Origin of the sequence: Rhodococcus cerastii, assembly GCF_033042195.1 — a bacterium.
Lineage (GTDB): Bacteria > Actinomycetota > Actinomycetes > Mycobacteriales > Mycobacteriaceae > Rhodococcoides.
In genome coordinates this window covers 1-20,893 of record NZ_JAWLKF010000023.1, presented here as the reverse complement: position 1 = coordinate 20,893, position 20,893 = coordinate 1, and the positions used below count along the sequence as shown (strand labels likewise).

Below are 20,893 nucleotides of genomic sequence, written 5' to 3'. Positions count from 1 at the left end.
GGGACGGTGTCACCGACCACAGGTGACGCTTCACACGGCGTCGACCGGAGGCCCTCGCCGCACCCGTTGGTAGAAATCGGGATACTGGAACCCGTGACCTCTCCCCATCCCGCCCCACCCACCGCGACCGACATTTTGGTCGTGGGCGCGGGCCCCGCAGGATCGTCCGCTGCGGCATGGGCCGCGCGATCCGGCCGCGACGTCGTCCTGGCCGACGCGGCAGTGTTCCCCCGCGACAAGACGTGCGGCGACGGGTTGACGCCACGTGCCGTCGCCGAGCTCGATCAGCTGGGTCTGGGTGAGTGGGTGCGCGGCAAAGCGCGCAACCGAGGACTGCGACTGAGCGGATTCGGGCAGGAACTGGAACTCGAGTGGCCGAGCAAGTCCCTTCCCACCGTCGGAAGTGCAGTTCCCCGAACCGAATTGGACGACAGGATTCGCGTCGCCGCAGTCGAATCCGGAGCCGCGATGGCCGAGGGAGCGAAGGCTGTCGCCGTCACCCGAGACGGCAATTCGGTCCGCTCGGTAACCCTGCAGACCGCCGCCGGCGCACACGAGATCTCCTGTCGCACACTCATCGTCGCCGACGGCGTCCGCTCCACTCTGGGCAAACAACTCGGGCGGCAATGGCATCGCGACACCGCATTCGGCGTCGCCGCTCGCGCCTACATCGACTCGGGCCGAAGCAACGACGAATGGATCAGCTCGCACCTCGAATTACGTGACGCGGCAGGCACTCTGCAACCCGGCTACGGCTGGGTCTTCCCGCTGGGCGACGGAACCATCAACATCGGCGTCGGCACCCTGGCCACCGCCAAGAGGCCGGCACCCGGAGCGCTGCGGCCACTGCTCGACCTCTACACCCACCAGCGCCGCGGCGAATGGGACCTCGGCGGGGAGTTGCGCTCGGTGGCGTCGGCTCTGCTGCCGATGGGCGGCGCGGTCTCGGGAATCGCAGGCGCCAACTGGGCCATCATCGGCGACGCCGCAGCCTGCGTGAACCCACTCAACGGCGAGGGCATCGACTACGGACTCGAAGGCGGCCGCATGGTCGTCGACCTGCTCGATCACCCCGACCTCACCGACGCCTGGCCGACCCTGCTGCGCGACCACTACGGGCAGGCCTTCTCCATCGCTCGACGCCTCGCCGGACTGTTGACGGTGCCGAGATTCCTACCCGCAGCGGGACCGGTGGGCATGCGCTCACGGGCACTGATGAAAGTCGCCGTCCGCTGCATGGGAAACCTCATCACCGAAGCGGACAGCGACCTCGTCGCCCGAACCTGGCGGGCATCGGGAACCGGATCGCTGAAAATCGATTCCCGGCCGCCATTTACCTGAATCGCGTCAGGGCCGAGTTGCCTTGTGCAGAGCCACGATTCCACCGGTGAGGTTGCGCCACTGCACGTCGGTCCAGCCTGCATCGGCGATGCGCTGCGCCAATTGCTCCTGCGTCGGCCACGCGCGGATGGATTCGGCCAGGTAGACGTAGGCGTCGGGGTTACTGCTCACGGCGCGAGCGACTTTCGGCAACGCCTTCATCAGGTACTCCATGTACACCGTGCGGAACGGTCCGAACACCGGCGTGGAGAACTCCGAGACGACGAGCCTGCCGCCTGGCTTGGTGACGCGGGCGATCTCGCGCAGGCCTGCGTCGAAATCGGAGACGTTGCGGAGGCCGAAGGAGATGGTGGCAGCATCGAAGCTGGCGTCGGCGTAGGGCAGTGCCATCGCGTCGCCTGCGACCATCGGAACGCCTCGCTGCAGTCCTGCCTGCAGCATGCCCTTGGAGAAATCGGTGGCAACACACCAGGCTCCGCTGAGCCCGAGTTCGACGGTCGAGACGCCGGTGCCAGCGGCGAGGTCGAGTACCCGCTCGCCAGGTTTGAGATCGAGGGCGCGCCGAGTCAGTTTGCGCCAACTCCGGTCCTGTCCGAACGACAGAACCGTGTTGGTGATGTCGTATCGACGGGCGACGCCGTCGAACATCGACGCCACCTCGTGGGGCTCTTTTGCCAGGGTTGCGCGTGATGTCTGGGCCACGAAGTCCAGACTACTCAAGCGATCTTCTGCACCCGCGGCGCTGTGATGCCTTGCACGTCGTAGTAGTGCGAGATCAGCTCGTCGCAGATGGCAGGCCAGGTGCGGTGCAGTACCGATTTGCGGGCTGCGTCGCCGAAGCGGGCGCGGGTGGTGGGTTCGGCGAGCGCTCCGACGGCACTGGGCAGCAGTTCGGTGAACTTGTCGACCGGCAGCAGATATCCGTTGCGGCAGTGCGAGACCAGATCGCGCGGGCCTCCCGCGTCGGGCCCGATGACCGGGACGCCGCTGGCGAGGGCCTCTTGCACTGCCTGGCAGAAGGTTTCGTGTTCGCCGGGGTGTACGAAGATGTCGAAACTGGCGTAGGCCCGAGCGAGTTCGTCGCCGCCGAGTTGGCCGGTGAAGATCGCTCCGGGCATCAGGGTCTGCAGTGCCGCTGTGTCGGGTCCGCCGCCGACGATCACCAGCTGGATCGACGGGTCTGCGGCCAGTACGGCGAGCCGCTCGACGTGCTTCTCCGGGGCGAGCCTGCCGACGAAGCCGACGATCAGCTTCTCGCCTGCTCCCCACTGGCTTCTGAGTGTCTGCGACTTGGCCGAGGGTACGAACCGGACGGCGTCGACTCCCCTGGCCCACCGGTGGACGCGCGGAATGCCGTGCAACTCCAACGCGTCGACGGCCGAGGTGGACGGGGCCAGAGTGCGGGCCGCGCCTCTGTGCAGTCTCCTGGTCCAGCGCCACGCGGCCTTCGAGGTGAGGCCGAGGCCGTAGCTGGCGGCGAAACCGGCGACGTCGGTCTGATAAACGGCGACCGCGGGCAGGTCCAGACGGTTGGCGGCGGCCAGCCCGCCCGCTCCGAGCAAGAACGGTGACGCCAGATGTACGACGTCGGGAGCGAAGGCGCGCATCGCCGAGACCATGCCGAGCCCGGGGACGCCGACGGGTAGCGAGCTCACTTTGGGGACCATGACGGACGGCACCCGGTGCACCGGAACGTTGTCGTGCCACGTCGCGGCTCTGGGACCGGACGGATTGTCCGGGGCGATGACGATGGCGTCGTGCCCCGTCTTGTCGAGGTGTTCGAGGACACGGATCACCGAGTGGGTGACGCCGTTCATGTTGGGCAAGAACGATTCCGCAACGATGGCTACTCGCACGATCCTCAGTGTGGGCGGCCCCGCCGTCGGCCAGGTATGGACAACGTTACGTGTGGGCCAACGTCACACGAATTGCGCGAGCACCCACGACGGATCCGGGTTGGTGCGATGTTCGGAGCCCGCGAACACCGTGGGAACCGTCTCGTTGCCGTCGTTCACCGATCGCACTCGCGCGGCCGCAGCGGGGTCCTGGCGGATGCTCGCCCACACGGCCTTCTTTCCGCGCAGCAGCAGCGCGACCCGCAACCGCGAGCAGAAGATGCATCCCGGACGCCAGTAGATCAACGGCACCGATTTCTCCGTTGCCTGATTGCGCGACGCGTCGTCGGACAGAGATCGCGGATACAGCACGGGCGTCGTCAGGACGAGAACGAACACCGCGGCGAGCACCATCACCACGATCGAGGACGCAATGTTGCCGAAGTTCACCAATGCGAACCCGGCGATTGCGGCGAGCGCAGCGATGACCCACTGCTTGGCGTTACGCATTCTCGGCCTCCTTGCGACGTAACCAGAACAGCACCGGGCCGGCAATCAGCCACGTGACGACGATGACGGATCCGGCCGGAACGATCGCGACGGTAGCGTCGCGGCCCGCGACGCGAACCAACTCGACGTCCGGGTCGGCCTTGTAGTACTCGACCTCGATGCGTTGGCCCGCGACGAGATTGGTGGGGTACAGCACGCCGAGAGGGGGGTTGTGCGTCACACCGTCGGGGGTGATGAAGCTGACGGCCGAGCGCAGCTTGCCCGCGGACAGCACCTCGGCGGTGGCGGTGCCCTTGTCGGAATCGATGGTGACGTCGTTGCGCCAGGCTCCGATGACGAGCAACACGGCGAGGACAGAAATCGCGACGGCGACCACCAGCACGACCAGCCGGGCCCTGTGCAGCGTTCGGCTGCCTCTGTCGGTATCGGTCACAGCGATCAGGTTACTTCGCAGCCGACGGGACTCGGCTCGGGTAGCGTCTGGACTCATGTCGCGCAGCTTCGAGTTCACCGTCGAATCGTCCAATCCCCCCGCTGACGTGCACGCAGCACTCACCAGCGAGGACCAGTGGATGGCGCGGTTCGCCAAAGCGAAGAAGACCGACGGGTACGAGCTGACCAAGCACGACGACGGTGGCCTGACCGTCGACATCTCCGAAGAGGTCGGCACGTCCGAACTCCCCGGCTTCGTCACGAAAGTGATCAAGGGAAAGCTGATCGTCTCGCGCACCGATCACTGGGGGCCGCTCGAGGGCGACCGAGCCGAGGGGACACTGATCGGCGGCACCACCGGTTTGCCCGCGAAGGTGAACGGCACCCTGTCGTTGCGCCCCAGTGGGACCGGCGCGAAACTGATCGTCAAGGGTGACTCGACCGTGAAGATCCCCATCGTGGGCGGCAAGATCGAGGACCTGATCAACAAGATGATCAAGGACATGATCGACCAGGAAACCGGCCAGACCCTCGAATGGGTTGCAGAGCAACAGGGTTAGCGACACGTAGCTCCAGCAAGGAGAACTGCCATCGCGCGGCCCGGGGTCAGGGGCGCTCCCAGCGTGCACATTTCGCTCCACTCCGGGGCTCGGAAGCGGAGAAACCCCGGGGTCGCAATCCCGAGTGGAGCATCCGTTGCGGCAGCAATTCTCGGCATACGACGATTTCATCTCGCAGGGACGCTCGGTGCCGCAATTCTCGAATCGTGCCTACGGAACCGTTGGCTTGTCCGCCGCAGCGGGATGGCCGTGCAGCTGACCACAACAGGGCGCGCGCACCTCACCGAGGCTCTTCCTGAACTTCGGATCGACGCTTGACCTCCGATACCACCGTCCGGACAGGGGTTTTCGCATGACAATCGCGCCGCGGATGTGTCCAGCGGGGTCTCATCGACGTCGACGATCCGGTAGCCGGCTCGTCGGTACAACTCGATGTTTTTGTTGCTGCGCGCGCCGGTGAACAACTCGAACGCCAATTTCCCAGGTGCGGTCGATCAACCGAACCCGAACAGCACCGACAAACCGATGGCCGTCACACACGATCGATACGTTCGATTCGTCGATCCTCGACGTCACCTCGTCGAGGGTCTCGCGAAGCGGTGGGGTATCGAGGGTGTCGTTGGGAAGCGCTTCCTGAACCCAGCAACAGCGTTGCAAGACAAGCAGTTCAGCCGCATCCGCCTCAATGGCAACGCGAACGGACAGCGAATCCAGCGATACAGTCACACTGCTACTGGAGCAGATCGACTCGACGATGGATGCATCGCTCGATTTATTTGTCTCAGGACACCGCTCGCCCTCGCTCGGCGAGAACCATCAGCCACTGCTGCCCACCGCGGGACATCTCGGATGCAATCGATACCGACTCCCACACACTCGGATCGAGGCGTGTGCGAACGTCCGGTTCCCGCCAGTACTTGAAGTAGCGCGGAAGATCGAGCTTCTCGTTACTCCATTCCTCGCCGTCACCTTCCTCGAGAGTGAAAGCAAGCATCCCGCCGGGACGCAGTGCCGCGGCTGCCTTTGCGACAACGGCATCGAACTGAAGCGAATTCAGATGCAGGAGCACAGCGTTTGCAAAGATTCCGTCGTACATCCCACCGAAATCGTCGGTGATGATGTCGAGCGTGCGAGCCGAGTAGCCGTCCCTCTCCATCATGTCGACGAAGGCCGCAGCCCCGTCGCTCCGCTCGACCCGAAGATCACGGCGCTCGAGCTCGGCTGCGTGCCAACCGGGTCCACTTCCGAGTTCGAGCACCAGGCCGGCATCGACCTGTGCAACGAACTCGTCGATGAACGGCTGCCACGCGCGCGTCGAATCGCGTCTCGTTCGCTGAACGTGCACATCAGCCGCCGATTCGTAACTGTCAAGGGTTCTACTCACTCGTCCGCTCCTTCGTTCGGTCGACCGAGTTCTGGTTTCACGCGAAGATCTGTTCCCGAAGGATGTCGGCATGGCCGCAGTGATGTGCCAATTCCCGGAGCACCTGCAGATATACCCAGTGCACGGTACGAGGCCCGGTGTGATGGCCCGTCACGATGGCATCGAGCGCCAATGGGGCTACGACGGTTCGGGCAGTTGCGCACGCCTGTCTGTGCGCCGAGACGACGCCGGCGATGGTGTCGCCGTCCTCCAGGACGAAAGACTCCGCGGGACTGCGAACCAGGCCGAGTGCAGCCCGGGACCCACCTCCGATGCATTCCTCGAACCACACTCGCTGCATCCATGTCACATGCTTAAGCAATCCCAGAAGCGTTGTGGCAGAGGGAACCAACCGTTCGCGCGCCTGCTCCTCGGTGAGACCATCGACTGTCGCATCGAGCGCCCTCCGGTAGTCCTCGACGAACGCCTCGAGCTGAGTGCGATCATCGTCCACCAGTACCTCGAAAGCACCCGTCACGGGGTCCTCCTTCACCGCGAAGTTCCGGCAGGGCAAGAACGACTTCTAGAGCCGCGCCCGAATCGCCGCGTGTAGATCTCGCAGTCCCGATCGTTCGGTCGTCACTTCCAGCACCCTGATTCCCGTGGCATGTCCGGTGAGTTCGGTTGCCAGATCGGCCAAGTCGACCAGGTGGTGCTCCACGCGGTAGGCACCGCACAGCGCGCCGAGGTCCATGCCATGGGGCGTACCGAACACTCTCTCGAACACCCCCGCGTACTGCGGATCGCCCTGTTCGAGGAGCTCGAAGATGCCGCCGCCGTCGTCGTTGGCGACGACGATCGTCAGGTCTTCGGGACGCGGTTCTCCGGTGCCGATCAGCAAGCCCGCTGCGTCGTGCAGAAATGTCAGATCGCCGAGAAGTGCCACGGTGCGCCGCTTTCCGGCCATCGCGGCACCGATAGCCGTCGAGACGGTGCCGTCGATACCGGCCACGCCGCGGTTGGAGAGAACCTTCACGTCCGGGTTCGGAGTCGCCACCAGGGCCGCGTCGCGCACGGGGTTGGACGCTCCGAGCACCAGCTGATCTCCGGGCTGCAGCGCAGACATGACCACGTCGGCCACGTGCAGTCCCGTCGGCTTGGGGTGCTCTCGAAGTTGTTGATGCACAGCCAGTTCGGCTCTCTCGGAGAGCGCGGCGCAGCGGGTGATCCAGGCGGGGTCGGGCGCACCGGTGGTGACTGCTCGGGTACCGGTGGCCAACACGTTGCCCGAGACGTCGGGCCAGCGCGGACCGGTGGTGAGCGCGATGACGTCCACGGCCGGATCGGCCAGCAGAGCCGAGACCTGCCTGTGCAGGGTCGGCCGCCCGGTGATGACGGCCTGGCGCGGCTTCAACTGCGCAAGAGCCAAGGGATGCAACGGGATTCCGTGCAGGGGTGCGGTCGGCTCGGCGACGGTCGGCAACCCGGCCAGCTCCGGACGCACGGCACCGCCATGGCCGGACACGACCACGGTGTCGATTGTCAGATCCAGTTCGACGGGGACGTCGAGTGTCGCCTGGGTGGTCGAGGTCCACGGCAACCCGTCGGGCCGACCCTCCGGACGCGCGCCGGGGTCGCCGATCGCAGGCACCAGTGGCTCACGCAGTGGGATGTCGAAGTGCACCGGACCGGCGTTGCCGGAGCGCGCGCCGCGCGCTGCGGCGATGACGCGGGAGACGGCGCTGCGCCACTGACTGTTCTGCTTGGGGCCTTCCTCGGCGAGTCCGAGGCTGATCGTCGCGCGTACCTGAGATCCGAACAGACCGAGCTGCTCGATGGTCTGGTTCGCGCCGGTGCCGAGCATCTCGTACGGGCGGTTCGCGCTGATGACGATCAGCGGGATGCGCGCGTAGTTCGCTTCGAGAACCGCAGGCCCCAGATTGGCGACCGCGGTTCCCGACGTCATCACCACGGGAACGGGCTGACCGCTGCCCAGGCTCAGGCCGATGGCCAGAAAGCCTGCGGTTCGCTCGTCGATCCGCATGTGCAACCGCAGGCGACCGGCGACGTCCGCCTCCTGCAACGCGAACGCCAACGGGGCGTTCCGCGAGCCGGGACACAACACGACGTCTCGGATCCCGCTGCGCGCCAGTTCGTCGACGACTGCGGTGGCCTGTGCGGTGGACGGATTCACAGTTTCCAGAGTGTCAGACGCTTCGGTCGGACGCCGCAACCGGGCTTTGACAGTATGAAGGTGTGCGTACAGTCTTTCGGCCCGACGAGGTCGCTCCCGGTCGCTTCTACCAGCTCCTGACCGCTTCGGTGGTCCCTCGGCCCATCGCCTGGGTCTCCACCGTCTCGGCCGACGGTGTGGCGAACCTCGCCCCCTACAGCTTCTTCACGGTCTCGTCGACTGTGCCGCCGGTCGTGCAGTTCACCTCGGTGACCCGCAAGGACAGCCTGCGCAACATCGAGGCCACCGGCGAGTTCGTCGTGAATCTGGCCACTGCACCGTTGGTGGATCAGGTCAACAGCAGCTCGGCGAGCTTCGATCACGGCGTCAGCGAATTCGAGGCCGTCGGCATCGAGAGCGAGCCCAGCACCGTCGTGACGCCACCGCGCGTCGCGGCCGCACCGATCGCCATCGAAGCGACGCTGCATCGCGTCGTCGAGGTAGGAAACTGCTTCGTCGTCATGGGCACCGTCGTCGCCCTGTCGGTGCGTCCCGAATATCTGGCCGAGGACGGACTGCCCGAGTTCGACGCCATCGCTCCGCTCAGCCGCCTCGGCCGTACCGAGTGGGGGTTGCCGCCCGAGGTTCGTGAGATCGAGCGCCCTTCTTGATTCGCTGGTCGCTGCTGATACTCGTCACGGTCGGCCTGACCGTCGGCGCGGATGCTCTGGGAATTCCGTCGGCAGCTCTGTTCGTCGCGCTGCTGGTGGCGGTGATCTTCGCGCTCGCCGGCTGGGCACCGACCACGGGAACCGAACGCGCCCCGCTGCCGCGCCGACTCGGCATGGTGGCTCAGGCGGTGTTGGGTGTCGAGATCGGAACGTTGGTGCAGCGAGACACCCTCAGCTCACTGGGCGACGCCTGGTTGCCGGTGCTGCTGGCATGCGTCGGAACGCTCGTGTTGTCCATCGCTGCGGGCGCGCTGCTGGGACTGCGCAAGGACATCGATTCGCTGACCGGTGCGCTGGCACTGGTCGCGGGCGGCGCGTCGGGGCTGGTGGCCATCGCCCAGGAACTCGGCGGCGACGAACGCGTCGTGGCGGTGGTGCAGTACCTGCGGGTCGTTCTCGTCACCACCACCCTGCCGCTGGTGGCGACTCTGGTGTTCCGCGCACAACCCGGTCAGTCGACGATGCTCGCCGATTCCGGAGCTCCGCTGTACGTGGACCTGGCCTTCGTTCTGGTCTGCGGCGGGGTGGGAGTGCTGCTCGCACTGGCACTCCGATTTCCCGCTCCGGCACTGTTGGGCCCGCTGATCGTCGCCACGTGCGCCGACCTTCTCGGGTTCTCGTTCGACGCCAGTGTTCCCACGTTGCTGCTGTGGGCGGCGTACATCGTGATCGGGTGGCAAGCCGGTCTGCGATTCACCGTCGCGAGCCTGAAGTCCATCTCGCGGGTGCTGCCGTCCGCGTTGCTGCTCATCATCGCCGTCACCGTCGGGTGCGCGATGTTGGGGCTGTGGTTGGCCTCGGCGACGGGCACCAGCGGATACGAGGGCTACCTCGCCACCACCCCGGGTGGGGTGTACGCAGTGTTGGCCATCGCGGCATCGACCGGTGCGAACGTGACGTTCGTCGTGGCCGCCCAGGTGATCCGAGTGTTCATGATGCTGTTCGCAGTGCCGATGGGAGCGAAGGTCGTCCACCACTATCGGCGAGGGCGGCCCGAGTGAATCGACGCGACCCCATACGCACTCAGGTCCACCGATGTCGTCCGCACGGCCGAGGACGGATTAGTGTCATCTCACATGTCCGGCTTGGGAAAAGGTCACACGGTCGTCACCGACTCGGTAGATGTCGACAGCGCATCGTTCGCCTCGCTGCGCGCCCGTCCTCTCCCCCGCGCCGAACGCTACGAACTGGGTCGACGCCTCCGCGAGAAGGTACCGATCGCTTCCCTGGGTGACTGGACCCCACCGGCGGATCGACCCGACCCGGTCAAGCAGATCGAATACTCGCACCAGGGCCGCATCGAATGGCTGATCCCGACGCGCCTCGAGCGGATGGTCGAATCCCCTTACGGATTCCTGCGCGGCACTGCCATCGTCATGGCCCGGGACGTGGCGATGCTGCCGTCGACCGGCATCAACCCGGTCATCAGCGGCGACGCCCACCTGGGCAACTTCGGCTTCTACGCGTCCCCCGAACGCGACCTCGTCATCGACCTCAACGACTTCGACGAGGCCCACCCGGGAGCCTGGGAATGGGATCTACGACGCCTCGCCGCGAGCATCTGGGTGGCCGGCCGGCAGAACGGCCGCACCGAGGACCAGTGCCGCGACGCCGTCACCGCCTGCGTGTCCGCGTACCGAATCGAGGTGGCCAGACTTGCCGACGAGCCACTGATGTCGCGTTCGTTCCAGCGCCTGACGGCCGAGAAACTGCAGCGCGACGCCACCGAGGGTTCGCTGCGCAAGGAGATCAAACGCGCCACCAAGAAAGCGCGTCGACGCACCAGTGACCGCGTTCTGCCGCGCTTCACCGAAAAGCACGAGGGCAAGCGAAGAATCGTCGAGGAGCCGCCGATCACCACCCGCATCTCGGCGCGGGACGAGGAACTCCTCGCCGTCGGATTGGACGAGTACCTGCTCACCCTCACCCCGCACTGGCGTCGAGTGCTCGGTGGATACACGTTGATCGACGTGGCGCACCGCGTCGTCGGCGTCGGCAGCGTCGGCCTGCGGGCGTACGTGGCGTTGTTGGAGGGCACCAGCGAGGACGACGTGGTGTTCCTGCAGCTCAAGCAGGCCAGACGTTCGGTGCTCGCGCCGTACGTGCACGGCGAATCGGCCTGGCACGATCACCAGGGCCAGCGGGTCGTGGAGTATCAGCAGGATCTGCAGACCGTCAGCGATCCGCTGCTGGGCTGGACGACCATCGCCGGACGGCAGTACTACGTGCGCCAATTCCGCAACATGAAGGGAACGATCGACCTGTCGTCGATCGATGCGCCCGCTCTGGTGGACTACGCACGGGTGGTGGGCCGACTGCTGGCCAAAGGACATGCGCGCACCAGTGGCGCGTCGATGATCTCGGGTTACACCGGCGATTCCGATGCCCTCGAGGTTGCGCTGTGCCGCTTCGCGCAGCTGTACGCGGATCAGACGGAAGCCGACTGGGAGCGATTGAGCGCTACGCGCATGTGAACGGAAACTCGTAGCAGACTACGAGTTTCCACTCACATGCGGCGAAGCCGCTCAGGCGTGCTTGGCGACCAGGTCACCCACCCGAGGCAGTGCCTCGGTGACGTTCTTCTTCGCCGAGCCACGCAGGCTGCCGTAGAACTTCTTCACGACGGACTTGTCGGTTTCCTCGATACGGGCATCGGTGACCGAGAGCAGTGCGTCGGAGGCGGCGTCGCCGTTGGCGGCCAGGTACTGACCGAACGTGCCCTGCGGGGCAGCGTTGTAAGACTGCCAGAACGGGTCGAGCTTGTCGACGAAATCGGGCCACAGAGCCGAGACCGCGTTGTCGATGTACGACGGCCCGACCTTCTTCACCGCGCCGTATCCCCCCTTGACCGCGAGCCCGCTCGCACCCTTCTTGTCTGCGACCTCGGCGTCGATCAGAGCCAGGACATCGGCGCGCAGCGCGTCGGCCTTGGACTCGTCGAGCAGTGAATCCTTGAGTGCAGCAACCACTTCGAAGTTCCTCCCAGATGTGTCAGCGGCCCCACGCGGACCGGGCGCAAGACTACCGCAGAAGGGCGTGGCAGCGCCGAACTCGATCGATCCACCACTGCGTGCGATCGGCGGCCGCATCGAGCTCGATCAGGGCCTCGGCGTCGGGTTCGAGGCTGCCGACCGGATACGTTCCGTCGATCACCTCGGGCGCGGGTGCGACGTCTCGAACGAACAGTGCGCCTGTCCCCAGACCGCAGGCGAATTCGAGATGCGGCAGCGCAGCAGCTGCGGCCAACCCGGCCGAGATACCGACGGCCGAATCGAGCGCACTCGACACCACCACCGGCACGCCGTACTCCCCCAGTTCGCCTGCGAGCTCGAGCAGCGCCCGCATTCCACCGAGCGGAGCGACCTTGAGCACCGCGACGTCGGCTCCGCCTGCGCGGACGACCTTCATCGGATCCTCGGCCCGGCGAATGCTCTCGTCGGCAGCGATCCGCACCCCGCGCACCCGACGCCTCACTTCGACCAACTCCGGCACCGACGCGCACGGTTGCTCGGCGTACTCGAGTGGACCGTCCGCGGTCAGGGCGGCCAAAGCCGCAACAGCCTCGTCGACGCTCCAACCCCCGTTGGCGTCGACCCGTACCCGCGGAACCAACTCGCGCACCGCGCGCACCCGGGCGACGTCGTCGGCGAGGGTCTGCCCCTTCTCGGCCACCTTGACCTTCGCCGTCTCGGCCCCGGGGAACCGGCCCAGCACCGACGCCACGTCCGAAGCCTCTACCGCCGGAACCGTCGCGTTCACCGGGATGCGTCGGCGCAGCGGACTCGGCGGGCCGTCCCACGCGGCTTCGATCGCCGACGCCAACCACGGGGCCGATTCCGCGTCGTCGTACTCGGGAAACGGTGAGAATTCACCCCAACCGGCGGGCCCGCGCATCAACATCACCTCACGGGTGGTGATGCCACGGAACTTGGTGCGCATCGGCAGCGAGAGCACGTGTGCACCGTCGAGCACATCGTCGATCGGGGGAATCATTGCTGCCCCGGGAGCAGCTGCACCATCAACGCCTCGCAGTCGGCCAACAGGTTGCCGTCCAGATCGGTCAGCCGGGCGTTGATGAACGTCTTGCGTCCCTCGACCCGATCCACCGCACCCTCGACGACCAGCTCGGTATCGAGCGGCGTCACCTTGCGGTAGTTGATGTGCAGATACGCCGTCCGGCTGATGGGCCTGCCGTACGCGTGCTGGATGAGGCCGAAGAGGTCGTCGAACAGTAGTGGCAGGGTGCCGCCGTGCGCGGCGGAGTTACCCCCGAGATGGAAACGACGGAACATGCCCCGACTACGGACGCCGTCGGCGTCGATCTTCTCGATGATCCACGGCATCAACAGCAGCGAACCTCGACCCGGCAGACGCGGAACGCGCCCGGCGGTCTGGCGGCCCTCGGCCACCACGTGCGGGGTCAGCAGCTCGATCAGTTCCCGGGCTTTGTCGGCCGCCGCCTGGGTGACCTCGGCCGGCAACGAGGTCGATACCGCGAGGTCCTGCACCGTGCGCAGCGCCTCGAGCAGCTGCCCGTACTCCGGCCCCACCTTCGCAGGCACGAAACGCGGGAAGCCCCCATGGTGGTCGTAATCGCGGTCCAGTTCGATCGGGTCGGTCATGACTGCACGCTAGCTGCACCGACCGGTCGGCACGGACCCAGCCCTGATCCGGCGTCGGCCCACACTAAGCTGACGCCCGTGACCTTCACCCCAGCACTGTGGCGTCCCGTTCCCGGCTTCGAGGACCTGACCGACATCACGTATCACCGGCACGTGTCCGACGCGACCGTCCGGGTTGCGTTCGATCGTCCCGAGATTCGCAACGCGTTTCGGCCGCACACCGTCGACGAGCTCTACCGCGCGCTCGAACATGCTCGGGTGAGCTCCGATGTGGGGACCGTGCTGCTCACCGGCAACGGGCCGAGCAGCAAGGACGGCGGGTGGGCCTTCTGCTCCGGCGGTGACCAGCGCATTCGCGGACGCAGCGGCTACCAGTACGCAGACGGAGAGACCGCCGACACCGTCGACAAGGCCCGCGCCGGGCGCCTGCACATCCTCGAGGTGCAGCGCCTCATCCGCTTCATGCCCAAGGTGGTCATCTGCTTGGTCAACGGCTGGGCAGCGGGCGGCGGCCACAGCCTGCACGTGGTGTGCGATCTGACCCTCGCGAGCCGCGAGCATGCCCGGTTCAAGCAGACCGACGCGGACGTCGGCAGCTTCGACGGTGGTTACGGCAGTGCGTATTTGGCCAAGATGGTCGGTCAGAAGTTCGCCCGGGAGATATTCTTTCTCGGCGAGACGTACTCGGCCGAGGAGATGCACCGTATGGGCGCAGTGAACAAGGTGGTCGATCACGCAGAGCTCGAGAACACGGCAATCGAGTGGGCTGCGAAGATCAACGCGAAATCACCTCAGGCACAACGAATGCTGAAGTACGCCTTCAACCTGCAGGACGACGGCCTGGTGGGTCAGCAACTGTTCGCCGGTGAAGCGACACGCCTGGCCTACATGACCGACGAGGCGGTGGAGGGTCGCGACGCCTTCCTCGACAAGCGCGAGCCCGACTGGTCTCCCTTCCCCCGATACTTCTGACCCACTGGTGATTTCGACGTCGCACCGCCGAAACCACCACAGTGCTGTGGGCGCTGTACGCGCCTGGTTCACCAAGCCCTACGACTACCGCTGGATGGCGGACTTCCAGAACTCCCGGCCCGCCGGAAAGATCGTCCGGTGGGTGATGGCATTTCTGACGCTCAACTTCGGCGTGCTGGCGGTGGTGTCGCTGTTCTCGGAGGACACCTCACGCAGCCCGGTCGCCGTCGCCTGGAAAGCAGGTCTGGCAGTCATGGTCGTGGCCGTCAGCGCGGCGTGGATCACCAGACCGTTTCCCGGCCGAGTCGGGGTGGTGGCGTTCGCAGTCTTCTCCGACCTCGGAACGGCGTCGGCGATAGCGATCAACCCACTCGCGGACGCGCTCCTGACCTGCACGCTGTTCGCGGTGATCGGGACGTTCTGCACGTTCTGCCTCAGTCCACGCTGGCTGCTCGCGCACCTGGTGTTTGCGGTGGCGTGCACCCTCGTCGCCGCGGCGGCCACGCACTCCGGTGGGGAGATCGACACCGCCTCACTGATCTTCCGGACGCACGTCGTACTGCTCGCGATCGCCGGCGTTCCGCTGGTGTCGCATCTGCTCATCACCATGTTGACCGACGATGCCCGCAATTCGTTGCTCGATCCGCTCACCGGTCTGCGCAATCGTCGTGGTCTCGACGCGGCCATCGACGAGGTGTGGCCACTCGGCCGAGAGAAGGATCAGTGCTCGGCGGCGGTGATGATCGACATCGACCGCTTCAAATCCGTCAACGACATGTACGGACACGAGGAAGGCGACGCGGTCATCGTGCGGGTCGCCGAGCGTCTGCGAGCACACCTGGGTGACTACGGCGTCATCGCGCGCACCGGCGGAGAGGAGTATCTCGCCGTCGTGTCGACGTCACGGCTCCACATCGATGCTCTGGTCCACGGGGTACGCCGAGCGCTTCGCGATCCCGAGGATCCCATCGCGGTGACGGTCAGTGTGGGGGCCGCGATTCTGCACGCGGATTCGCCCGTGTGGGATCAGAACCTCGACATCGTGACGCGGGCAACGCGGGTCGCGGACTCGATGATGTACGAGGCGAAGGCCGCGGGCGGCAACCGAATCGCGACGACCGAACTGTGAGAGAGACAGGAGTGGAGCCTGCGGAAGGACCATCTGTGATCGTGGTATCCATGCGGGGTGGACATCCTCGCTTCTCGGACAATTCTTCGGCCGGTCGACTACGACAGAACTCTCGAGTTCTACCGTGACGGTCTCTCGTTGGCGGTGTGTCGCGAATACCCCGGTGGGACGGTGTTCTTCGCGGGGCAGGGCCTGATCGAGGTCGCAGCGCACCATCGTGGTGACGAATCGGGGTCGTTCTCCGGTGCCCTGTGGCTGCAGGTACGCGATATCGGTTCTGCTACAGAGGAATTGACCGCAGCCGGCATCGAGATCGTCCGTGAGGCGCGAACCGAGCCGTGGGGTCTGATCGAGATGTGGATCGAGGATCCGGACGGGATTCCCATCGTGCTGGTGCAGATTCCACAGGATCACCCGTTGCGAAAGGACAACCGCTAACGGTCTTTCACGCCGTCGGCGATCGTGCGAAGCACTGCCGTTGCCGACTGCGGCCGCGACCACAGATATCCCTGCGCCAGCGTGCAACCGAGTTCGAGGGCCGCGTCGGCTTGTTCACGACTTTCGATGCCTTCGACGATCATCGTCAGATCGAGATCCTTCGCCACTCCGGCCAACGACCTGATCATGGCGCGTCCGGCCACGGTGTCGACGAACCTCGTCAGGTGCCCGTCGATCTTGATGCCGTCGGGCTGCAGCGTCACCAGTCGTTCGAGCGAAGACCAGCCCGAGCCGAAATCGTCGAGCAACACCCGGAAGCCGAGCCGGTGCACGTCGTCGATATGCCTGCGCAGCAGCGGCCCCGGCGTCACGGCAGTGGTCTCGGTGAGCTCGAGCGAGATCGACGACGGCGACACCCCGGAGGACGCGATGGCACGCTGCAGCTGACTGACACCGTCGGGATGGGCGAGGTGGCGTCCGGAAATGTTCACGGTCAGTCGCAGGTCCGGACGGTGGACGTGCCACTTCTTCATTTCGGCAGCGGCCTGGGTGAGCACACTGAGGTCGACGTCGATGATCAGTTCGCTGGCCTCGGCGAACGGTACGAAATCCGCCGGCACCACCATCCCCCTGGTGGGGTGGTGCCACCGCGCCAATGCCTCGAAGCCGACGATCTCCTCGGTGCGCAAGTCCACGATCGATTGGAACCAGGGCACGATGTGACCGTCGGCGATGGAGTCGGCGATATCGTTGTCGCTGCCCAGCCGAATGACGCCGGATCCGACGCGGCGATGCAGATCGAGCTGCTCCTCGAGCACCGACGCGAACTGTTCGAGTTCCTGCATCTGCTCACCGGAGAGCGGACGGGGCGTGCGATCGAGCAGGCAGAGGGTGCCGATGACCAGGCCCTCTCGCCCGCGCAGCGGAACCGACGCGTACGACGCGATGCCGTTCTCGTCGAGAATGGCGCGCTGCCGAGTGGTGGCGTGCACGCGACCGTGCGCCACGACTGAAGGTTCGCCGGAACGCACCACGTCGTCGCACAGGGTGTCGGCTCGCACGACGGTGGACACCGGCGGTCCACCGATGTTGACCAGCGTGTACTGAGTGTCTTCGTCGAGCACGTTGAGCTGTGCGATGGCGAATCCGACGCTGCGTGCGGCGAATTCGACCGTCGATCGCAGAGCAGGCGTCGTCGCCTCGAAATCGAGGTAGCGACGGGCGGAGTCGCTCTGCCGGCGAGACTGGGAGCGCGCGGGGTCCGCGACCTCACCGTCCACCGGCATCACCTCGCAACGACCAGCCGGGCCCGTTCTGGAACCGGATCCAGGCGAGTTTAACCGTGCCGGATCTGCAGTTTCGACCGATAGCCCAACCTGGAGCGGTCACAACGACGGATAGCGCGTGTGCAGCAGCCTATGCCGCAGCACCGCTGCGGCGAGTCGCTTGCCTTCCTCGGTCGCCGCCGAACCGGACGGCTCCGGTCCCGAAACACCCGGTCCCGACGCACCCGGTTCCGTCGGCTCGAACGCTCCGAGGGCACCCAGTTCGGCGATCAGGGTCCGCGCCAGCGGCTCGGCGTGCTCGGCAGCGGGCTCCTCACCGGAATGGGTCCACCCTTCGGCTCGCAGCAGACGCGCGAGGTCGTCTGCTGTCGCGTCCACGTCGGTCACCTCGTGACCGACGATCATCCGTGCCAGAACCACCTCCGCGGCAATCGTGTCCGGGTGATATTCGGTGCCGACGATGCCTGCGGTGAGCACGCGCCAGAGCCCGTCGGAGCTGAGCTGCCGTGTACGTGCCGTCGGCACCAACCGCCCGGCGGAACGACGCAGCAGACGCACCCTCATCAGGAGGCGTCGGACAGTCAGTACTTTCTCCGTGTCGAGTTCGCGGCCGATGTGCAGGGGACGTTCGGCCGGAGGAAACACCGTGGTCGCAATGGTCGCCACCAGCTCGTCCGGCAGATACCCGGCGTCGGTCAATCCGACACCGTCGCCGATGCATCCGATGAAGCTTTCCAGCCTGCGCACGCAGCCGTACACGGGCTGGGCGGCCTCGTGCAGCGTCTCGCGCAGCCCCAGATAGAGCTCGGCCCGCGGTGCGCTGTAGTTGCTCCACAGGTCGATGCGGTGGTCGAGAAGCTGCTCGAGCAGGACGGCCTCGGAGTCGTCCTTGCCTCGATCGGACGTCAGCACAGCATCGGTGACGCCGCGTCGGCGCATGGCCTGCGCGTTGGTGCCGAGCGGTCGCCCACCGGGCTTGGACGGCTCGAACTCACCGGCGATGGTCGCGACTTCCAACGTCTCGCCGATCTTCTCGACGATGGCCCGCTCGACGCCGGTCGGAGCGTCCTGCCAGGTGACGAGATCGGTATCGACGGCACCGATACCCGATTGTTCGGTGGCGGCGCGGTAGTGCTGCAACCACACGGCATCGTCGGAGATCCGCACGAGTTCCTCGGTGACGCCGCTCCGAGCGATCTCCGCGTATCCGACGCGTCCGAGGCGGTCGAGTAGGTCGCCGAGCGCACGGGCGATATCGACCGCACGCTCGGGCCCCTCGGCCGCGTGGCGCAGATACACCCACAGGTAGGTCTGCACGGAATGTTGCGTCGGGCCCGCGGGCGGAGACACCTCGACCAGACCGTCCCACCCCAGGCGCGCATCGGCGGCGAGCGCGGGATCGACGGAATCGAAGTACGACAGAGCTGCCCACACCGCGTCGTCCATGCCCGATCCCTTCACGATGTTCCACTGTTCCACAGCAACTCGACGTCGGGTGACAACCGCCGGGCCGACAGGTGCGCCCGCCCTGGTTCGAGCCCGGCGACTAACCTCGAGTCCGTGCTCGAGAGCGTATCCATTCCGTCGGGACCGGCAGCGGCGAACATCATGCCGCGGCTGAGCCGCATGCTCGCCGGCGACGGCCCGGCCCTGCTTCCCGTGCCGACCGACGATCCGCGTGAGACCGAGCGCCTGCACGACGCCTTGGCACCGGGAACACCCATCGACGACGGCGTCGCGCTGGTCGTCGCGACCTCCGGAACGACGGGCATTCCCAAGGGAGCGATGCTGTCGGCCGCTGCGCTGGTGGCCTCGGCAACGGCCACCGAGGAGCGACTCGGCGGACCGGGGTCGTGGTTGCTGGCGTTGCCCGCACACCACATCGCCGGAATGCAGGTGCTGCTGCGCAGTGTGCTCGCCGGAACCTCGCCCGTCATCATGGACGTGTCGAGAGGTTTCGATCCCACCGCTCTGATCGACGCGATCGGCCGGATGTCGGGGCCCCTGCGCTACACGTCGCTGGTTCCAGGGCAGTTGGTGAAGGCATTCGAGATCCCCGAGGCCGTGGCTGCGTTGGCCTCGCTCGATGCTGTGTTGTTGGGCGGGGCGGCAACACCGATTCCGTTGCGACAGAAGGCACACGACGCGGGAATCCGATCGGTGCGGACCTACGGAATGAGCGAAACGGCCGGCGGCTGCGTGTACGACGGAGTTGCACTGCGCAACACAGTGATTCGTATCGACGACGGCAGGGTCGTGTTGGGTGGAAAAACCTTGGCCTCGGGATACCGCGGACTGCCCGACCACCCGGCCTTCGCCGAACCGGGATGGTTCCGCACCGACGACGCCGGAACCATCGTCGACGGAGTGCTGAGCATCTCGGGGCGACTCGACGAGGCAATCTCGACCGGCGGATTGACCGTCGTGCCGCAGGTCGTCGAGGCTGCGCTGGCCACCCACCCCGCGGTGCTCGAATGCGCCGTCGTGGGACTGCCCGACGAGCGCCTGGGCCAGAAAGTGGTGGTCGCGGTAGTGGCCCGCGCCCCGGTGACATTGGCGGACTTGCGCTCCCACGTCGCCGCTTCACTGGACATCACTGCGGCACCCCGAGAATTGTTCCTCCTCGACTCACTGCCGACACGAGGGCCGGGAAAACTGAATCGGGCGAAACTGCGAACGGTGCTGGAAAAACGCTGAGTGACTGGGGATTTCGACCGAGCGCAGCGGTCTCGAGTTGAGCACTGCGGTTCCGGATTGAGCGCAGCGGTTCCGGATTGAGCGCAGCGGTTCGGATCGTGCGCAGCGGTTCCGGGTTGAGCGCAGCGGTTCGGATCTTGCGCAGCGGTTCCGGGTTGACCGCAAAAGCGCGCGCGTTTGTCAGGTGCGCGCGGACTGGTCAGCGGACAGGTGGCGACACTGCGCGCGTTCAGCAGACGCGCGCGCGTTTGCGCAGGAATGGTCACTCGAGCGGCGTGCCTTGATGGTGCACCAATTCCCAACCGGTGTTCGTGCGTCGCCACAGCGAGGTTCTGCGAGCTCGCGCATCGGATGTTCTCGAAACCCATTGCAGCAGAACACAATCTGCACCGATCACCCGCCCGATCGGTTCGATCACCTCGATCTCGACGGAGCTTTCGCTGCCGAGCAAGTCGAGTATCGACGACTTGTCCCACACCGTTCCCGAGGCTCCGACTTCGGTGAAGTCGTCGGCTGGCAGGAGGGCAAGCCTCTCGCGATCGCGTCGACACTCCGCAGTCTGCAGCTCTCGTTCCAGCGCGAGAACTGTCGACAGATCTTTGTCAGCGCTGGGTCGACCGGCAGAGGCAGGCGGCATTGCTGCACTGTCTCACGCACGAACGCCTCACGCACGAATACCTCACGCCCACCCACCTCACGCACGAACGCGCGCGCGTTCGTCAGGTGCCGCTCAATGTCAAGCTGTCTGGAGTCGGTTGTTGTTGATTCCGACTGTTGCGGGCGGTTGTGGTGTGCAGGGGCGGC

22 protein-coding genes are annotated in these 20,893 nt (G+C 66.1%); 9 read left to right on the top strand and 13 right to left on the bottom strand.

The window, feature by feature from the left end; all coding sequences use genetic code 11:
* Window positions 1-93 precede the first annotated feature (93 nt).
* A complete protein-coding gene (locus tag R3P93_RS23850) occupies window positions 94-1,341 on the top strand; it encodes a geranylgeranyl reductase family protein (protein WP_317534324.1) in 1,248 nt (415 codons plus the stop codon).
* Window positions 1,342-1,347: 6 nt separating this feature from the next.
* Here the strand turns inward: R3P93_RS23850 and R3P93_RS23845 are convergent, their stop codons facing one another.
* From R3P93_RS23845 to R3P93_RS23830, 4 genes are all read right to left on the bottom strand, one after another.
* On the bottom strand, window positions 1,348-2,043 hold the full coding sequence (locus tag R3P93_RS23845) for a demethylmenaquinone methyltransferase (protein WP_068046274.1): 696 nt from the start codon (window positions 2,041-2,043) through the stop codon (window positions 1,348-1,350).
* Window positions 2,044-2,057: 14 nt separating this feature from the next.
* Window positions 2,058-3,197 carry a glycosyltransferase family 4 protein gene (locus tag R3P93_RS23840; RefSeq protein ID WP_179276554.1) on the bottom strand — a complete coding sequence of 380 codons (1,140 nt, stop codon included), beginning with the start codon at window positions 3,195-3,197 and terminating at the stop codon, window positions 2,058-2,060.
* A 63-nt stretch (window positions 3,198-3,260) separates the two neighbouring features.
* Window positions 3,261-3,686, bottom strand: a complete 426-nt coding sequence (locus tag R3P93_RS23835) for a glutaredoxin domain-containing protein (RefSeq protein WP_317534323.1) — start codon at window positions 3,684-3,686, stop codon at window positions 3,261-3,263.
* On the bottom strand, window positions 3,679-4,119 hold the full coding sequence (locus R3P93_RS23830) for a DUF3592 domain-containing protein (RefSeq protein WP_176460399.1): 441 nt from the start codon (window positions 4,117-4,119) through the stop codon (window positions 3,679-3,681). Before R3P93_RS23830 ends, R3P93_RS23835 begins: the two co-directional genes overlap by 8 nt.
* 55 nt (window positions 4,120-4,174) lie before the next feature.
* Here R3P93_RS23830 and R3P93_RS23825 point away from each other — a divergent pair, with 55 nt between their 5' ends.
* A complete protein-coding gene (locus R3P93_RS23825) occupies window positions 4,175-4,678 on the top strand; it encodes a DUF2505 domain-containing protein (RefSeq protein WP_317534322.1) in 504 nt (167 codons plus the stop codon).
* Between the two features lie 781 nt (window positions 4,679-5,459).
* Here R3P93_RS23825 and R3P93_RS23820 read toward each other — a convergent pair.
* The 3 genes from R3P93_RS23820 to menD are packed head-to-tail and all read right to left on the bottom strand — an operon-like array spanning window position 5,460 to window position 8,235.
* Entirely contained in the window at window positions 5,460-6,062 is a 603-nt protein-coding gene (locus R3P93_RS23820) for a class I SAM-dependent methyltransferase (RefSeq protein ID WP_317534321.1), read from the bottom strand.
* A gap of 37 nt (window positions 6,063-6,099) precedes the next feature.
* Complete coding sequence (locus tag R3P93_RS23815; protein WP_317534320.1) at window positions 6,100-6,579, bottom strand: DinB family protein; 480 nt, start codon at window positions 6,577-6,579, stop codon at window positions 6,100-6,102.
* A 45-nt stretch (window positions 6,580-6,624) separates the two neighbouring features.
* On the bottom strand, window positions 6,625-8,235 hold the full coding sequence (gene menD / locus R3P93_RS23810; RefSeq protein ID WP_317534319.1) for a 2-succinyl-5-enolpyruvyl-6-hydroxy-3-cyclohexene-1-carboxylic-acid synthase: 1,611 nt from the start codon (window positions 8,233-8,235) through the stop codon (window positions 6,625-6,627).
* 62 nt (window positions 8,236-8,297) lie between these two features.
* On the opposite strand from menD, the gene R3P93_RS23805 reads away from it, so the two are divergent.
* The 3 genes from R3P93_RS23805 (at window position 8,298) to R3P93_RS23795 (ending at window position 11,419) form a co-directional block, all read left to right on the top strand.
* The gene (locus R3P93_RS23805) at window positions 8,298-8,885 is read left to right on the top strand and encodes a flavin reductase family protein (RefSeq protein ID WP_317534318.1); all 588 of its coding nucleotides are present in this window, start codon (window positions 8,298-8,300) and stop codon (window positions 8,883-8,885) included.
* Window positions 8,882-9,946, top strand: coding sequence for an AbrB family transcriptional regulator (locus R3P93_RS23800; RefSeq protein ID WP_317534317.1), 1,065 nt, complete (start codon window positions 8,882-8,884; stop codon window positions 9,944-9,946). The genes R3P93_RS23805 and R3P93_RS23800 overlap by 4 nt, the downstream gene beginning before the upstream one ends.
* A gap of 75 nt (window positions 9,947-10,021) precedes the next feature.
* Window positions 10,022-11,419 carry a DUF2252 domain-containing protein gene (locus R3P93_RS23795; RefSeq protein WP_068046318.1) on the top strand — a complete coding sequence of 466 codons (1,398 nt, stop codon included), beginning with the start codon at window positions 10,022-10,024 and terminating at the stop codon, window positions 11,417-11,419.
* 51 nt (window positions 11,420-11,470) lie between these two features.
* Here R3P93_RS23795 and R3P93_RS23790 read toward each other — a convergent pair whose 3' ends face one another.
* Genes R3P93_RS23790 through R3P93_RS23780 form a run of 3 tightly spaced genes read right to left on the bottom strand, consistent with a single transcriptional unit; the run spans window position 11,471 to window position 13,567 of the window.
* Window positions 11,471-11,914, bottom strand: a complete 444-nt coding sequence (locus R3P93_RS23790) for a DUF6918 family protein (protein WP_094641098.1) — start codon at window positions 11,912-11,914, stop codon at window positions 11,471-11,473.
* A 52-nt stretch (window positions 11,915-11,966) separates the two neighbouring features.
* Window positions 11,967-12,938: an o-succinylbenzoate synthase gene (locus R3P93_RS23785; protein WP_317534316.1), complete on the bottom strand. Its 972-nt coding sequence runs from the start codon at window positions 12,936-12,938 to the stop codon at window positions 11,967-11,969.
* Entirely contained in the window at window positions 12,935-13,567 is a 633-nt protein-coding gene (locus tag R3P93_RS23780) for a PaaI family thioesterase (protein WP_068046293.1), read from the bottom strand. The genes R3P93_RS23785 and R3P93_RS23780 overlap by 4 nt, the downstream gene beginning before the upstream one ends.
* Before the next feature lie 78 nt (window positions 13,568-13,645).
* Here R3P93_RS23780 and R3P93_RS23775 point away from each other — a divergent pair, with 78 nt between their 5' ends.
* The 3 genes from R3P93_RS23775 to R3P93_RS23765 are packed head-to-tail and all read left to right on the top strand — an operon-like array spanning window position 13,646 to window position 16,106.
* Window positions 13,646-14,539, top strand: coding sequence for a 1,4-dihydroxy-2-naphthoyl-CoA synthase (locus R3P93_RS23775; RefSeq protein ID WP_068046296.1), 894 nt, complete (start codon window positions 13,646-13,648; stop codon window positions 14,537-14,539).
* Window positions 14,540-14,585: 46 nt separating this feature from the next.
* Window positions 14,586-15,668 (top strand): GGDEF domain-containing protein, encoded by a 1,083-nt coding sequence (locus R3P93_RS23770; RefSeq protein WP_317534315.1) that lies wholly within the window; start codon window positions 14,586-14,588, stop codon window positions 15,666-15,668.
* 57 nt (window positions 15,669-15,725) lie between these two features.
* Window positions 15,726-16,106 carry a VOC family protein gene (locus tag R3P93_RS23765; RefSeq protein ID WP_317534314.1) on the top strand — a complete coding sequence of 127 codons (381 nt, stop codon included), beginning with the start codon at window positions 15,726-15,728 and terminating at the stop codon, window positions 16,104-16,106.
* Here the strand turns inward: R3P93_RS23765 and R3P93_RS23760 are convergent.
* Both R3P93_RS23760 and R3P93_RS23755 read right to left on the bottom strand, forming a co-directional pair.
* Entirely contained in the window at window positions 16,103-17,386 is a 1,284-nt protein-coding gene (locus R3P93_RS23760) for a sensor domain-containing phosphodiesterase (RefSeq protein WP_256980858.1), read from the bottom strand. The genes R3P93_RS23765 and R3P93_RS23760 overlap by 4 nt on opposite strands.
* Before the next feature lie 105 nt (window positions 17,387-17,491).
* On the bottom strand, window positions 17,492-18,853 hold the full coding sequence (locus tag R3P93_RS23755) for a hypothetical protein (RefSeq protein WP_317534313.1): 1,362 nt from the start codon (window positions 18,851-18,853) through the stop codon (window positions 17,492-17,494).
* A 147-nt stretch (window positions 18,854-19,000) separates the two neighbouring features.
* Here R3P93_RS23755 and menE point away from each other — a divergent pair, with 147 nt between their 5' ends.
* Window positions 19,001-20,089 (top strand): o-succinylbenzoate--CoA ligase, encoded by a 1,089-nt coding sequence (gene menE / locus R3P93_RS23750; protein WP_317534327.1) that lies wholly within the window; start codon window positions 19,001-19,003, stop codon window positions 20,087-20,089.
* 262 nt (window positions 20,090-20,351) lie between these two features.
* Here menE and R3P93_RS23745 read toward each other — a convergent pair whose 3' ends face one another.
* On the bottom strand, window positions 20,352-20,726 hold the full coding sequence (locus tag R3P93_RS23745; protein WP_317534312.1) for a nuclear transport factor 2 family protein: 375 nt from the start codon (window positions 20,724-20,726) through the stop codon (window positions 20,352-20,354).
* Between the last annotated feature and the right edge of the window lie 167 nt (window positions 20,727-20,893).

Bases quoted from the DNA above. Each gene is read 5' to 3' on its own strand.
- R3P93_RS23780 (WP_068046293.1), bottom strand. From the start codon at position 13,567: ATGACCGACCCGATCGAACTGGACCGCGATTACGACCACCATGGGGGC.
- R3P93_RS23745 (WP_317534312.1), bottom strand. From the start codon at position 20,726: ATGCCGCCTGCCTCTGCCGGTCGACCCAGCGCTGACAAAGATCTGTCG.
- menE (WP_317534327.1), top strand. From the start codon at position 19,001: ATGCCGCGGCTGAGCCGCATGCTCGCCGGCGACGGCCCGGCCCTGCTT.
- R3P93_RS23795 (WP_068046318.1), top strand. From the start codon at position 10,022: ATGTCCGGCTTGGGAAAAGGTCACACGGTCGTCACCGACTCGGTAGAT.
- R3P93_RS23785 (WP_317534316.1), bottom strand. From the start codon at position 12,938: ATGATTCCCCCGATCGACGATGTGCTCGACGGTGCACACGTGCTCTCG.
- R3P93_RS23825 (WP_317534322.1), top strand. From the start codon at position 4,175: ATGTCGCGCAGCTTCGAGTTCACCGTCGAATCGTCCAATCCCCCCGCT.
- R3P93_RS23835 (WP_317534323.1), bottom strand. From the start codon at position 3,686: ATGCGTAACGCCAAGCAGTGGGTCATCGCTGCGCTCGCCGCAATCGCC.